The sequence below is a fragment of the Vibrio sp. RE86 genome (assembly GCF_013114545.1).
Classification (GTDB): domain Bacteria; phylum Pseudomonadota; class Gammaproteobacteria; order Enterobacterales; family Vibrionaceae; genus Vibrio.
On record NZ_VTXI01000012.1, the window covers coordinates 1 to 14,215 of the forward strand.

At 45.1% G+C, this 14,215-nt stretch carries 12 protein-coding genes and 1 other annotated feature (1 of these 13 cut by a window edge); of the genes, 6 read left to right on the forward strand and 6 right to left on the reverse strand.

Features of this window, described 5'->3' with window-relative positions; all coding sequences use genetic code 11:
* Window positions 1-140: 140 nt before the first annotated feature.
* The 3 genes from F0231_RS12595 to F0231_RS12605 form a co-directional block, all read right to left on the reverse strand.
* On the reverse strand, window positions 141-752 hold the full coding sequence (locus F0231_RS12595) for a TIGR04211 family SH3 domain-containing protein (RefSeq protein WP_171760087.1): 612 nt from the start codon (window positions 750-752) through the stop codon (window positions 141-143).
* Window positions 753-907: 155 nt separating this feature from the next.
* Entirely contained in the window at window positions 908-2,167 is a 1,260-nt protein-coding gene (locus F0231_RS12600) for an inorganic phosphate transporter (RefSeq protein WP_171760088.1), read from the reverse strand.
* A gap of 132 nt (window positions 2,168-2,299) precedes the next feature.
* Window positions 2,300-2,980 carry a TIGR00153 family protein gene (locus F0231_RS12605; RefSeq protein ID WP_171760089.1) on the reverse strand — a complete coding sequence of 227 codons (681 nt, stop codon included), beginning with the start codon at window positions 2,978-2,980 and terminating at the stop codon, window positions 2,300-2,302.
* A gap of 206 nt (window positions 2,981-3,186) precedes the next feature.
* Here F0231_RS12605 and F0231_RS12610 point away from each other — a divergent pair, with 206 nt between their 5' ends.
* Window positions 3,187-4,704: an inorganic triphosphatase gene (locus tag F0231_RS12610; RefSeq protein ID WP_171760090.1), complete on the forward strand. Its 1,518-nt coding sequence runs from the start codon at window positions 3,187-3,189 to the stop codon at window positions 4,702-4,704.
* A 19-nt stretch (window positions 4,705-4,723) separates the two neighbouring features.
* On the opposite strand, the gene F0231_RS12615 is transcribed toward F0231_RS12610, so the two are convergent.
* Window positions 4,724-5,479, reverse strand: a complete 756-nt coding sequence (locus tag F0231_RS12615; protein WP_171760091.1) for a potassium channel family protein — start codon at window positions 5,477-5,479, stop codon at window positions 4,724-4,726.
* A 113-nt stretch (window positions 5,480-5,592) separates the two neighbouring features.
* Between F0231_RS12615 and F0231_RS12620 the strand changes: the two genes are divergently transcribed.
* The 3 genes from F0231_RS12620 (at window position 5,593) to hldE (ending at window position 11,290) form a co-directional block, all read left to right on the forward strand.
* On the forward strand, window positions 5,593-6,849 hold the full coding sequence (locus F0231_RS12620; protein ID WP_171760092.1) for a methyl-accepting chemotaxis protein: 1,257 nt from the start codon (window positions 5,593-5,595) through the stop codon (window positions 6,847-6,849).
* A 117-nt stretch (window positions 6,850-6,966) separates the two neighbouring features.
* A complete protein-coding gene (gene glnE, locus F0231_RS12625; protein ID WP_171760093.1) occupies window positions 6,967-9,807 on the forward strand; it encodes a bifunctional [glutamate--ammonia ligase]-adenylyl-L-tyrosine phosphorylase/[glutamate--ammonia-ligase] adenylyltransferase in 2,841 nt (946 codons plus the stop codon).
* A gap of 52 nt (window positions 9,808-9,859) precedes the next feature.
* Window positions 9,860-11,290: a bifunctional D-glycero-beta-D-manno-heptose-7-phosphate kinase/D-glycero-beta-D-manno-heptose 1-phosphate adenylyltransferase HldE gene (hldE, locus tag F0231_RS12630; protein ID WP_171760094.1), complete on the forward strand. Its 1,431-nt coding sequence runs from the start codon at window positions 9,860-9,862 to the stop codon at window positions 11,288-11,290.
* 161 nt (window positions 11,291-11,451) lie between these two features.
* Here the strand turns inward: hldE and arcA are convergent, their stop codons facing one another.
* The gene (arcA, locus tag F0231_RS12635; protein WP_008080345.1) at window positions 11,452-12,168 is read right to left on the reverse strand and encodes a two-component system response regulator ArcA; all 717 of its coding nucleotides are present in this window, start codon (window positions 12,166-12,168) and stop codon (window positions 11,452-11,454) included.
* 326 nt (window positions 12,169-12,494) lie between these two features.
* Here arcA and F0231_RS12640 point away from each other — a divergent pair, with 326 nt between their 5' ends.
* Both F0231_RS12640 and F0231_RS12645 read left to right on the forward strand, forming a co-directional pair.
* Window positions 12,495-12,881: a DUF3293 domain-containing protein gene (locus F0231_RS12640; protein ID WP_171760095.1), complete on the forward strand. Its 387-nt coding sequence runs from the start codon at window positions 12,495-12,497 to the stop codon at window positions 12,879-12,881.
* Between the two features lie 28 nt (window positions 12,882-12,909).
* Complete coding sequence (locus tag F0231_RS12645; RefSeq protein WP_171760096.1) at window positions 12,910-13,395, forward strand: putative 4-hydroxy-4-methyl-2-oxoglutarate aldolase; 486 nt, start codon at window positions 12,910-12,912, stop codon at window positions 13,393-13,395.
* Here F0231_RS12645 and F0231_RS12650 read toward each other — a convergent pair.
* Window positions 13,392-13,853: a hypothetical protein gene (locus F0231_RS12650; RefSeq protein WP_171760097.1), complete on the reverse strand. Its 462-nt coding sequence runs from the start codon at window positions 13,851-13,853 to the stop codon at window positions 13,392-13,394. The genes F0231_RS12645 and F0231_RS12650 overlap by 4 nt on opposite strands.
* A 279-nt stretch (window positions 13,854-14,132) precedes the next feature.
* Window positions 14,133-14,215: a sequence feature (Thr leader region), on the forward strand; it runs 37 nt beyond the window's last position.

The window sequence follows — 14,215 nt, forward strand, 5'->3', positions numbered from 1 at the left end:
GTCTTAGAAACATAAAAAATCCGAGTGCATGGAATACACTCGGATTTTGACACCTTGGAAGGATCGTTCAACCGATCATTTAACCCTTAACTGATCGGCATTACACCGTCGAGTGACCTTTTTTCTATCAAGATTTTAGCTTACGCCCAACCAGATGGAGAACGTTTTCTGCGTGGGATAATGTGAGGAAGAATCAAACCAAATAGTAAGCCTAACCCCGCAACACCACCGCCGTACATAAAGTATTTAAGTAGTAGATCGTCTTTCTGCGTGTCGAGCTTGGCGCGAAGCTTACGAACTTCTTCTTGAGATGTAGAGAGCTGTTGGCTCATCTCGCTATAGCCTTCCTCTAGTTCACTGATCTGGTTATTACGAGTTGCCAGAGAGTCCGCCAAACCGGCTTTTTCTTGGTCAGCAGTAGCACGAGCGTTGGCGAGCTTTTCCTTCACTTCAGCGAGTTCTTTTTCTAACCTTGGTAGGCGCAACACCATACTCTCTTGCTTGGTAACCAAGCGGCTTTCTACCCAGCCTTTACGGCCTTTCGCATCTTGAATCTGTGTGTAGCCAGAGTCTTTATTAGTAGAGAGCAGTTTAACTTTATCACCAGCGTCAACGCTGCCAATAATGCGAAATTGGTTGCTCGGACCAGAGTGCATGTAGGTGAATAGTTTATCAGAGATATAACGGTCTTGAGCGAATGCAGCCGGTACAGCCAGCATTGATGCTAAAACCAAGCAAACCAGTTTTTTCACGGTAAATCCTTTAACAGTCTTTTAGTCTATATCTTGCTAATGCCAGATATTAAGTAGTTTCCTAACCAACTGCAACAAAGAAGGGAGGCTGAGCCTCCCTTTCTGCGGTTTTGAGTCAATAATGACAGTGTGTTAACACACGACTGACCTATTGATTAAACGAACATTGCTTGAATTGCATAGAAGAATACAACCGCCAGTAGTGCACCTGCTGGTAGGGTTACAATCCAAGAAGCAACGATGTTACGTACTACGCCAAGGTTAAGTGCTGCGATACCACGAGCAAAACCAACACCAAGAACGGCACCAACTAGCGTTTGAGTCGTAGAAATTGGCAGACCAGTACCTGAAGCAAGAACAACCGTACATGCCGTTGCTAGCTGCGCAGCAAAGCCACGGCTAGGAGTCAGTTCAGTAATACCTGTACCAACGGTCGCCATTACTTTGTGACCAAGTGTCGCTAGACCCACAACAATACCGAAACCACCTAGAGGTAGAATCCACCAAGCGATGGTGCTCTTACCTGTGATTTCACCCATGTGCTCAACTGTTGAAACAACCGCTGACAGTGGACCAATCGCGTTCGCTACATCGTTAGAACCGTGAGCAAATGCCATCGCACACGCTGTGATAACCATTAGTACGCTAAAGATGCCTTCAACACCCGCAAAGCCATGGTCGTCTTCGCGGCTTGCGAATTTCTTCTGAATGTAGAAGTAACCACCTGCCATGACCAATGCAGAAACCGCTGCAGCCCACGCCCATGCTTCACCGTTTGAAAGGTGCAGACCAACGTGCTTAAGACCTTTTTTGATGGTTACTAGTGCAATCACCATAGTAGTGATGAACATGTACACAGGTACAAAGCGTTTTGCGTTAAATAGCGGCTTCTCGGTATCGAAGATCAGGCGCTGTGCACTAACAAAGATAACGTAAGCAAAGAAACCAGAGATAACAGGCGTAATAATCCAGCTACCTACAATGCCTTGAACTGAGCCCCAGTCCACTGCTTCTGTACCAACAGATACGCACGCAAAACCGATGATTGCACCGATGATTGAGTGAGTAGTCGATACTGGCCAGCCCATGTATGACGCTAATAGTAGCCACGTACCAGCGGCAAGAAGCGCTGACATCATGCCGTACACAAGTACGTCAGGTTGGTGAGCAAATAGGGATGTTTCGATTACCCCTTTACGGATAGTGTCGGTTACTTCACCACCTGCAAGGTATGCACCTGCAAATTCAAAGATCATTGCGATAATGATCGCTTGTTTTACAGTCAGTGCTTTAGAGCCTACCGAGGTGCCCATTGCGTTCGCAACGTCATTCGCACCAATACCAATAGCCATCAAGAAACCGAAAGCTGCTGCAATAATAATCAGGACAGTGCCGTAGTTAGCAAGGATATCCATCGTAATACCTAGTTGTTTGATAACAAGCGGAGCAAAAATTTAGCACGACAAAACCCCTTCAGCGAATCAGTATTTATCGCCTAGCAGGGGTGTGAACCAGTTAGATGCTCTTCGTTATTTGGTTAACTTATTTTATGAGCGAGACAACATTACTTCCAGACGCGCACCAACACGTTGCGCCTGATCAGCAATTCCGCCTACCCACTCTAGAATTTTGTAAAGGAACATAACATCAATTGGATTTAGATCGGCTTCGATTGTCATCAGTTGCTGACGAAGCTGAATCTGCATCGCATCGGTGTCGTCCTCAATCACATCCAGTTGATGGATCATTTCAGCTACGAGAGTTACTTCGCGGCCTTTAAATCCAGTTTCCAATAATTCATCAAGCTCATTGATCACTTTCTGCGCTTGGTCAGCTGCGTCTAGGCAACGTTTCACATACGCAATAAAGTTCTCTTGAAGAGGTGCAGGGATAGTCAATTGACGGCCATATACGCGACCAGCAATATCTTTTGCAAGGTTTGCGAGTTTATCTTGCTGCGTCAGTAGCTCCAGCATGTCGCTACGATCCACAGGCATAAATAAACCACGAGGAAGTTTGAGACGAATTTCGCGCTTTAAGACGTCGGCTTCTTTCTCTAGATGAGAAATTTGTGCACGGATCTCTGCTGCTTTTTCCCAATCGCCCTTTGAACTGACTTCAAAGAAGTTGACTAGGTGTGAACAACACTCGTTTACACACACGACGTGGCGTTGCAAAGGTTTAATAGGGGACTTTGCAAATAACCCCATAATTGTATTTACTGGCATGGTCATTCAACCCAATTAATATAACCTAAAAACTAACATACACCATTTCATGGCGAAATGTTGAACGATGGCTATAAAGGCGCGCATGTTAACCCATTAAATCACTCATTAAAACTGTTTTAGATCATCATTAAGTCGATATTTCTTTCTTGCCGAGTAAGAAAATTGGCCATATCCTGTCTCTATCTGCTTTGAAAGGTATAACTATGGAAACCGAGATAGAACTGAAGTTTTTTGTTTCTCCTGAATTTTCAGAGACTTTACGTCAAAAAATTTCTGAAACTAAAGTGCTTCAGCATAGCTGTCGAGAGCTTGGTAACACCTACTTTGATACGCCTGATAACTGGCTACGCCAGCATGATATTGGTATGCGTATTCGACGTTTTGATGACGTATTTGTTCAAACGGTTAAGACCGCAGGACGCGTGGTGGCTGGACTTCACCAAAGACCAGAATACAACGCAGAGCATGACAGTAACGAGCCTGATTTGACGCTCCACCCAAGTGACATTTGGCCGCAAGGGAAAGACATTCAAACGCTGCACTCTGAGCTGAACCCACTGTTTTCGACTAACTTTACGCGAGAGCAATGGCTGGTCGGTATGCCTGATGGTAGCCAAGTCGAAGTCGCTTTTGACCAAGGTAAAGTAGAAGCGAATGGTCTAGAAGATCCTATTTGTGAAGTCGAATTAGAGTTAAAGTCAGGCCAAACCGATGCTCTGTTCACTTTAGCTCGTAGTTTCTCGGAAGAGGGTGGCATGCGCCTTGGTAACCTAAGTAAAGCGGCGAAAGGTTATCGTTTAGCGATGGGTTATACAGGTGATGAAGTTAAACCACTTTCACTGGTCAATACGACGAAGAAAGATACGGTTGAGTCATGCTTTATCAACTCTTTAGAACATGCGCTTTCTCACTGGCACTACCATGAGCAGATCTACTCTGAGCGAGATTCCATTGAAGCGGTTCATGAGATCAAACATTCAATCAGCTATATTCGCCAAATCTTAACGGTTTATGGTGGTGTGGTGCCACGTCGTGCTAGTGCTATCTTACGTCAGGAGCTGAAATGGCTAGAGCAAGACCTAGAGTGGCTCAATGATTATGACTACCTAGAAGATCTACTTGACGATAAAGGCCATGCACTGCGTAAGTTAGACGCGCGCAAATTCCTAGTCGGCGAGCTAAAACTGCTCGAAGAGCAACTGCCTAAACGCGAACAGATCATTGAGCTGCTGAACTCTGCTCGCTATACCGGGTTGTTACTTGATTTAAGTCGTTGGATTTTGACTCGTGGATGGCAGCCGTTCTTAGATGATAAGTCACGTGAAAAGATGGCGCTTAATATCGAGCATTTTTCAGTTCAGCAACTTGATCGCACTTGGGCTGAGCTGATGGAAGCCTTTCCACCAGAACGTAACCTCACTAGCCAAGACTATATTGATCACCAATACCGTCTAATGCGCAACTTGTATACGGGCGTGAGTTTTGCGAGCCTTTTTGAGTTGGAAGAGCGAGACAGCTTCCGTTTGCCGTGGAGTGACTTACTTCATGGCACGGATGATCTATTGAAGCTGAAAACGTTAGCACCGCTCGTAGGTAAGCTAGAAGGTGATGAACGTGAGCAGCTTGAGCGTTGGTTAGCGAGGCAAGAGAATTCAATCTTGCATGCGATGGAGCAGACTCGCATCATCTGCATCGAAGCAGAGCCATACTGGCAAGATTAATCAATGTTAAGCGGGAGTTCTATGGCTCCCGTTTTGCTTTTTCTAAAGCGTCTAATCGCTTGAGGATCTCATCTTGCTTTTGAACGATTTCTATTAAAAGGCGCTCTTTGTTTTCTGCTCGTCTGTTTTGCATGTGAGTGGGTGAGGCGAGTAAAGAGGTGATTAAGCCTGAGATCATACCGAAAAGACCAACGCCGCATACAATCAAAACAGACGCTAAGACCTTGCCCCCATCAGTGACAGGATAGTGATCGCCATAGCCAACGGTAGATATTGTCACCAGTGCCCACCATAAGGCATCACCACCAGAATCAATATTAGCGCCAGGCGCTGAGCCTTCCATATACAGCATCATACTTGAGCCTAGAGTCAGCAGGACTACCATGATTAACAGGATCGAAGCTAGTGTGGTTTCTCGACGATTGCTTAACAGTTCTTTCCATATATAGCGGCTTGAGCGAATGACTAAAATGACGCGCATGATGTGGAAGAGTCGGGCAAAACGCAGAGGCTCAATAACTGGGATACTGGCAATGAAGTCGATCCAGTGGCGTTTCATGAATTGCACTCGATCTGTTGCACGGATCAAATCTATCGTTAACTGTAGGAGGAATATGCTACAGATTATAAAGTCCAAGCCGATAAGAACTTGTCGAGTTTCATGGCTTAAAGGGAAAAACAGTAAGCCCGAGATCACAAATAGCGCCATAAATGACAAGATTAGTGACAGCAAGCTCATCGGCTTTGTATCGTCTTTGGTATCATTCTTTTTCATACGAGGCTCGAAATAAATATAACGCCCCGCCACTTAAAGCGGGTTTATAGAGCGTAAAAGACCTGTTTTGTATCAGGTACTCTCAATATATAAGACTTAGCGGAGTAACAACAATGACCAAACTGGCATTTAAGCCATGGGAACGAGTGATTACGGATATACGCCTCGTCCCTAAGATGGTAATGCTGATGGTGTTCAGTACGATACTGATTATCGCCAAACAGCTATGGGACGCGAGTACCTTCCACGATTCTCTTCTAGCAGCGACTCAAAACGCACAAGTCGCTCAAGAGCATTATGAAGCTTATTTAGTTCAAGTGGCTTGGCAAACCGCGTTAATGATCATCGTTTTTGTTGTTCTTCTTCTTTTTGCTGCGCGCGTGATGTTGCGTCAAACTCAGTATCTAAGTGAAGCGATCAAAACCATGGCAGAGAAAGACCTATCTGTTCCAATTGAGATGGCATGTAAAGATGAATATGGCGATGTCGCACGTGAGCTTGAAAAAACACGTGTGCAACTGCAAGAGATGATTCGCTTACAAGTCGATGCGTCACAAGAGCTATCTGGCTTAACAGAAGTGATGACCTTGAGCATGTCTGAAACCAAAGAGTCTGCGCAAGAAGAGTTCAATGAGATTGACCAACTTGCAACCGCGATGAGTGAAATGACCTCTACTGTTCAAACGGTGGCAGAACACGCACAGAGTGCGTCGTCATTGACGGAGAGTGCCTCTGGTCAAGCGGTGACAGGTCAACGTTTCGTTCAAGATACCGTGCAGAAAATCAGTGAACTATCGAAGGATATCTCAGCGTCTGCTCAAGCAGTTAACCAAGTTGAAGAGAGCGTTGAGTCTATCGGTAGCGTGGTCGGTACGATTCAAGGCATCTCAGAACAGACTAACCTTCTTGCTCTTAATGCAGCCATTGAAGCGGCACGTGCAGGTGAAGCGGGTCGAGGCTTTGCTGTGGTTGCGGATGAGGTTCGTAATCTTGCTCAGCGTACTCAGCAAGCGACGGTTGAAATCCAAGAGATGATCACTCAGCTTCAATCTAGTGCAAACTCGGCGGTTGATTTGATGGAAAAAAGTGTGGTCGAAGCGGCTGAAGGCGTTGATCTTGTGACCAATGCAGGTAGTGAGCTGGACGGTATTGTTGGGCAGGTCACTCAGATTAATGACATGAATTTCCAAATTGCGACGGCGGCGGGTCAACAGAGCAGCGTGGCTGAAGAGATGAACCAGAATCTGACTAACGTTCGTGAGCTCGTTGAGGCTTCGGTTACTGTCGTTTCCGAGCTACTAGAAACCTCCGAAATCATGCAGCAGAACGCAGAAGAGTTAGATAAGAAAATTACTTCATTCAAAGTCTAATTTGTTCAGATTGTTAGATAAAACGCCCACTCAATCACAGTGGGCGTTTTTTATTGGTTTAAGTCTGGTATAAATAGTCCATAACCTTTCAAAGGCTTATTGAAACAAGGAAGAATCATGCAACTGCCCGTCTCTCTCTCATCTATTTCTCAGTCGGCTATTGAGCCATTAGTTGAATCGCAAGCACTCGCGCATTGGCCTCAGTCATTGCTTGAACAACTTATCTATGTGGCAGGTTTAAGTAAATTTGTAACTGAGGTGGTAAAGACGGATGAGACTTTACAGCAAAACTTTCCAGAGATGTTGGCTGAAAATTCACGCAGTGAAAGCTATCGTGAGCGGTTGCAAGAGCTGTTGTCAGTTTGCAGTGATGAAATGCAAGGACATCGAGTACTAAGGCAATTCCGCAATCGAGAAATGACCTATATCGCGTGGCGGGACTTCACTCAAAGTTGGACGTTGGAAGAGAGCTTAGAGCATCTGTCTCAATTGGCCGAAGCGATGATTTTTGAAACCTATCAATGGCAATACAAAGCTTGTTGTGAATTGTGGGGCACACCGACCAATGCGCAAGGGGAAGCGCAGCCAATGCTGATTATTGGTATGGGTAAGCTTGGTGGTGGAGAGTTGAACTTCTCATCGGATATCGACCTTATCTTCACCTATCCAGAAAATGGCGAAACCGAAGCTACGCGTCGTAGTATCGCCAATGCTCAGTTCTTTACTCGTTTAGGCCAACGCATTATTAAAGCGCTCGATCAGCAAACCTTTGATGGTTTCTGTTACCGCGTTGATATGCGACTGCGTCCGTTTGGGGAAAGTGGTCCTTTGGTGATGAGTTATGCCGCATTAGAAGACTATTACCAAGAACAAGGGCGAGACTGGGAACGCTACGCGATGATCAAAGCGCGAGTGATGGGACGAGAGATGTACCCTGAGTATCAAGAGTTGCGTCAAATGTTACGTCCATTCGTGTTCCGTCGTTACATCGATTTTAGTGCCATTCAGTCTTTACGCCGCATGAAGTCGATGATCAGTAGTGAAGTTCGTCGACGTGGCTTGAGCAACAACATCAAACTTGGGGCTGGCGGTATCCGTGAAATTGAGTTTATTGCGCAAGTGTTCCAGCTTATTCGCGGTGGCCGCGAGCCGAGCTTACGTCAGCGCGGATTGCTTGAAACCATTGATGCGATTGAAGAGCTAGAACAATTGACCTCACAAGAGTGCCATCACCTTCGTGATGCCTACAAATTCTTGCGTCGCCTAGAAAACTTGCTCCAAGCGATGGCAGACAAGCAAACTCAAACACTACCTGAGTGTGATACCGAGCAGTTACAGCTCGCTGTGGCGATGGGGTATCAGGCTTGGAGCGAGTTAACTGAGAACATACAAGCACATATGGCGAAAGTGCACGCGGTGTTTGCGGATCTTATTGGTGATGATGAAGAAGAACAGCAAGACGTTGCCAAACACTTTACCGAGCTTTGGGACATGGTGGCAAAACCCGATGTGCTAGAGCATATCCTTGAGCATGATATTGGGATTGATGAGCCAAAGCCGATGGTTGATACCATCGTGCAGTTCAAAAAAGATCTAGCGAAAAAGACGCTTGGGCCTCGTGGCCGCGAAGTCTTGAATCGTTTGATGCCTAAAGTCTTCTCAGCCATTTACTCACATAAAGATGCGAAATTTGGTTTGTCACGAGTTTTACATTTGCTCCATCGTATCGTCACTCGCACAACCTACCTTGAGCTTCTGGATGAACACCAAGCCGCATTGACGCAACTGGTTCGTCTATGTACTGCAAGTCCAATGATTTCTGAGCAGCTTGGGCGCTACCCAATTCTATTGGATGAGTTGATTGACCCGCAGCAGCTTTATAATCCTATTCCACTTGAGAGCTACCGTAATGAATTGAGAGACTTCCTTGCACGCATTCCAGAAGACGACATGGAACAGCAGATGGAAGCGCTACGTCAGTTCAAACAAATCTGTATTTTGCGTATTGCTGCCGCCGATATTGCAGGCGTGCTACCTGTGATGAAAGTGAGTGACCACTTAACCTATCTAGCAGAGGCGATTGTTGAGTCAGTAGTTAGCCAAGCTTGGCTACAAATGACGGAAAAATATGGCAAGCCAAGTCACTTAAAAGATAGAGAAGGTAAAGGCTTTGCGGTGATTGGCTACGGCAAAGTGGGCGGTTGGGAGCTGGGTTATAACTCCGACCTTGATATTGTGTTTATGCATGATTGTCCGGTTCATGCCTACACCGACGGCAAGAAAGAGGTGGATGCTCGCCAGTTCTATCTCAAATTAGCTCAGCGAATCATTCATATATTCTCGACGCGCACTGCATCAGGCATTCTATATGAGGTGGATACTCGCCTTCGACCATCGGGGGCATCTGGACTATTGGTAAGTCCAACCGATGCATTCGAAGAGTACCAACGAGAAGATGCGTGGACATGGGAACATCAAGCGCTGGTGCGTGCTCGCATGATCTTCGGCGACCAACCATTGCAGCAGGCGTTTGCTAAAATTCGTCATGATATTCTTACACTTGAACGTGATGAAACTAAGCTGATAAAAGATGTCTCGGAGATGCGCGTCAAAATGCGTGACCACTTGGGGGGTAAAAAAGCGGATCGTTTTATGCTCAAACAAGACCCCGGTGGGATTACTGATGTGGAGTTTTTGGCTCAATATTTAGTCTTGAACTACAGTCATAAAAAGCCGAAGCTGACCCGTTGGAGTGACAATGTTCGTATCTTCGAATCCATGATGGCACAAGGCATTCTTGAAGAGGCGGATGCGATGGCGCTGACTCATGCCTACACGACAATGCGCGATCAAATACACCATCGTAATTTATTGAATTTAGATGCCGATGTTGCAGAAAATAAATTTGTCAGTGAGCGAAAGCTTGTGACGAAACAATGGCACGAGTGGTTAGAATAACGCCGAGTCTTTATGCTAAACTCTTGCCCGAATTAGAATTTGGAGATCCATAATGAAGCCAATCCTACCTAACTACAGTGACTCTGGTGTACTTATCATCGGTGATGTCATGCTTGATCGCTATTGGTATGGTCCAACTGGCCGTATTTCGCCTGAAGCGCCAGTACCTGTAGTCAAAGTAGAAAACAATGAAGAGCGCCCAGGTGGTGCTGCCAACGTAGCAATGAATATTGCTTCACTAGGCGGACATGCTCATATTGTAGGTTTAACAGGGATTGATGAACCAGCGAAAGCACTTAATGAAACGCTTTCAGCACTGAAAGTGAAGTGTGATTTTGTTGGCCTACCAAACTACCCAACGATCACTAAGCTACGTGTAATGAGCCGTGGCCAACAACTCATCCGTCTAGATTTTGAAGATAAGTTTGAGAACGTAGACGCTGACCTGATTCTAGATCGTATGGAGCTTGCGCTACCGAAAGTAAAATCCGTGGTTCTTTCTGACTATGCGAAAGGCGCGTTAGAGCACGTTCAGCAGTTTATTCAAAAAGCGCGTGCGGCAAAAGTACCTGTATTCATTGACCCGAAAGGTGCCGACTTTGAGCGCTACCGTGGTGCGACGCTACTAACGCCAAATATGGCTGAGTTTGAACTTGTCGTTGGTAAAGTAAGATCAGATGAAGAACTGATAGAGAAAGGTCTTGCACTCATTGAAGAGTTTGACTTTGAAGCGCTACTTGTGACACGCAGCGAGCATGGTATGACGCTACTTCGTCGTGGTCACGCACCTTTCCACCTACCGACTCAAGCGAAAGAAGTGTATGACGTAACAGGTGCGGGTGATACGGTCATCTCTGTACTGGCAGCTTCAGTAGCTGCAGGTAAGCCTCTTGATGAAGCGTGTGCATTAGCAAATGCCGCAGCAGGCATTGTGGTAGGTAAATTGGGTACTTCGACACTGTCTACGATTGAATTGGCTGAAGCTGTTCATGGTAGCCAAGACACAGACTATGGTGTGATTGGCGAGCAAGCTCTGATTGAAGCGGTGAAGAAAGCGCAAGCAAAAGGCGAGAAAGTCGTAATGACAAATGGCTGCTTCGATATTCTTCATGCGGGCCATGTATCTTACCTTAATCATGCTGGTGAACTTGGTGACCGTCTGATTGTTGCTGTAAATACAGATGAGTCTGTGAAGCGCTTGAAAGGCCCTGGTCGTCCAGTAAACCCGACTGATCGCCGCATGGCAGTATTAGCAGGTCTTGGAGCGGTTGATTGGGTTGTCCCATTTGGTGAAGATACACCTCAACGTCTGATTTCTGAAGTGTTACCAGATTTACTTGTTAAAGGTGGTGACTATAAACCTGAAGAGATTGCTGGTGGTAAAGAAGTGATTGCCAACGGCGGTGCGGTTGAAGTGCTTAATTTCGAAGATGGTTGTTCTACCACAGAAATTATCGATGCGATTAAAGGCGGTCGTGGCTAACTTGCCCGTGCTTCAATAGTAAAAATGCTCGCTTTGATAGCGAGCATTTTTGTAGGTAGCGGTTTAGCTAAACAGCATAGAAAAACTAGCAACAAAAAATGGAGCCAAACGGCTCCATTTTTAAATTGGTAAGTGCTGTATCACTTAGTCTTCTAGATCGCTTATTCTTCTAGATCACCGCAGAAGCGGTAGCCTTCACCGTGGATCGTAGCAATGATTTCTGGCGTGCCAGATACCGATTCGAAGTGCTTACGAATACGACGAATAGTCACGTCTACTGTACGATCATGTGGCTTAAGCTCACGGCCCGTCATTTTCTTCAGTAGGTCTGCACGAGTCTGGATCTTGCCTGGGTTTTCACAGAAGTGAAGTAGGGCACGGAACTCAGAACGTGGCAGTTTGTAACCGTCACCGCTCGGGCTAACTAAAGAACGACTGTTGATGTCTAGTACCCAACCGTTGAATACGTACTTCTCAACGCTGCGTTTTTCTTCTGTTACCGCGCTAGAGTTCATAGAACGGTTAAGAAGGTTACGTGCACGGATAGTTAGTTCACGTGGGTTAAATGGTTTTGTGATGTAATCATCAGCACCAATTTCTAGACCAAGAATCTTATCAACTTCGTTGTCACGACCAGTTAAAAACATCAGTGCAACATTTGCTTGCTCACGCAGTTCACGTGCTAGCAATAGACCATTCTTGCCTGGTAGGTTGATGTCCATGATAACCAAGTTAACTTGGTTGTCAGACAGCACCTGGTGCATCTCTTCACCGTCACTGGCCTCGAAAACAGCGTATCCCTCTGCTTCAAAAATACTCTTTAGAGTGTTACGAGTTACTTGCTCATCTTCAACAATAAGAATGTGCGGGGTTTGCATTGGCGGTACCTAAACTTGTGAAAAATTTGTGCTAATAGAATAAATTCTAGGCAAAAACATAACATACAGGTAATGTGATGTTGATAATAAACCAAAGACTATAAAAAAACACTCTCTTTGATCGCCCGCCATCCTTGGTGCTTCTTTTCTACTCTAGAGGTCCTTGTCCTCAGTATTCCATTAGTCTTTGAGGCGGATTTTATAATGTTAACAGCATGCTAACAACGTAGAAGTGTTAATTCCAATCACTTTGTTGATTTATATCAAGTGTTCGAATGTAACAAATATTAATAGTATCTAGTAAATGTAAATTGGTTGAGGTGCCTATGATCGATTCTCAACTCTGGCAGGCGTACAGCAACCCTTTCTTTCGCTTTTCAAAGGTACCGCAAGGTTCAAGCTTTGCGATCATTACTGCCTGGAACCCAGCTAGTGTTTGGCTGTCTCAAGAAGAGAATGACAGAAATAATCAGCACTTAGCGCAAGATATAGACCATACTTACTTTAGTATGGTCGATGTTGGCGATGAGAGTTTTTCTTGGGTTGAAACCAGTTTTGCTGTGGAAATGACGTTGCAGCGATCACTCGAACTGGGCAAGAAATATGGTCAAAATGCCATTTATTTCATTGAAGGTGAAAGACTCTTTCTAATCTCTTGCGACAAAGAACAGACGAAAGTTTCGCTTGGGAATTGGCGAGACCGATGTAGATAAAGGATTTTTACAAGCTCATGGAGGAAAAATGAAAGATATTACCCCTGATATTTGCGATAAATATGAAGACAAGGTGACCCTGCTCAATTTACCGCTTCACAGCTTTGGGCGTAAATTTGCTTTCTATGGTGAGATCGTCACGGTCCGTTGCTATCACGATAATTCGAAAGTACGAGAAGTGCTTAGCCAAGATGGCAAAGGAAAAGTGCTAGTGGTTGACGGTCATGGATCTTGCCAAAAGGCTCTGCTTGGCGACCAGCTGGCAATTCTTGCGATTGATAACAATTGGGAGGGGATCATTGTTAATGGTGCAGTCCGTGATGTTGCTGCGATGGCAGAAATGGAGCTAGGGATTAAAGCCCTTGGCACAAACCCGTTTAAGACCGAGAAGCGTGGTGCGGGTGAAGTAAACGTGACTCTAACGGTACACAATCAAATGATTCAACCAGGCGATTACATCTATGCAGATTGGAATGGCGTTTTGATGTCAACAGAGTTGCTAGACTGGAATTAAAACCGAAACCCAAGGCCTACTTCGACGCCTGATTGCCACTCTTGATAATCAAGGGTGGCATGGATATCTAAGTGCTCGGTCAATCGCATACGACTCGATACCTCAGCCGCAATATTGGTCTCTTTTCCTTGCTCTAACGTCTCTTCACTGTATGAGTGGAGGGTACTTTTAACCGAAACTCTCGGTGTTACCTGATAGCTCACCCCACTTAAAAATCCAGTTTCATTACTCGTATCATTATTATTCAAACGTGCCCCAACGTAGAGGTCTATCTTGTTGAACACGTTGTATGAGTAACCGCCATCGACTTTCCAAGAATCAAACTGCTGTTGGTCTTGTTCACTAGAGAGAAAGATTTTATGTGGCGATGTCTGTTGTTGAGATGGCAGGGCAGGAAGCTCAGTGGCAAACAACGGACAGGCGAAAGCTAGCGCTGACAGGCTTAGAATTGTTCTCATTGGCCACTCCCTGTTGTTTTTTTGTCCACTGCGTTTCTAATTAAAGCATAAAACTATTGGACTAGCTGAAAGTTTCATATAGCGATTAGTTATTACTATATGTGCGTATCGTTTCATCAAACTGTGAAATTGTTGTGTTTCTTAATTTCTTGTTTGTGAATGCGAGTGAGGTGGAGTGTAAACAAAAAATAGTAATTTTTCGTTGACGCAGGGATGAGAAATAAGGTAAACGTATGGGTAAGCAAACATATCGTAAAGATACTAATTATATGCAGCACCAAAGCCTAGTAATGACCACAACCATTATTATTACCGACATCGCAATTGTTGGGGCAGGCTGCTAAGCGAAAGAAATTCAAAAA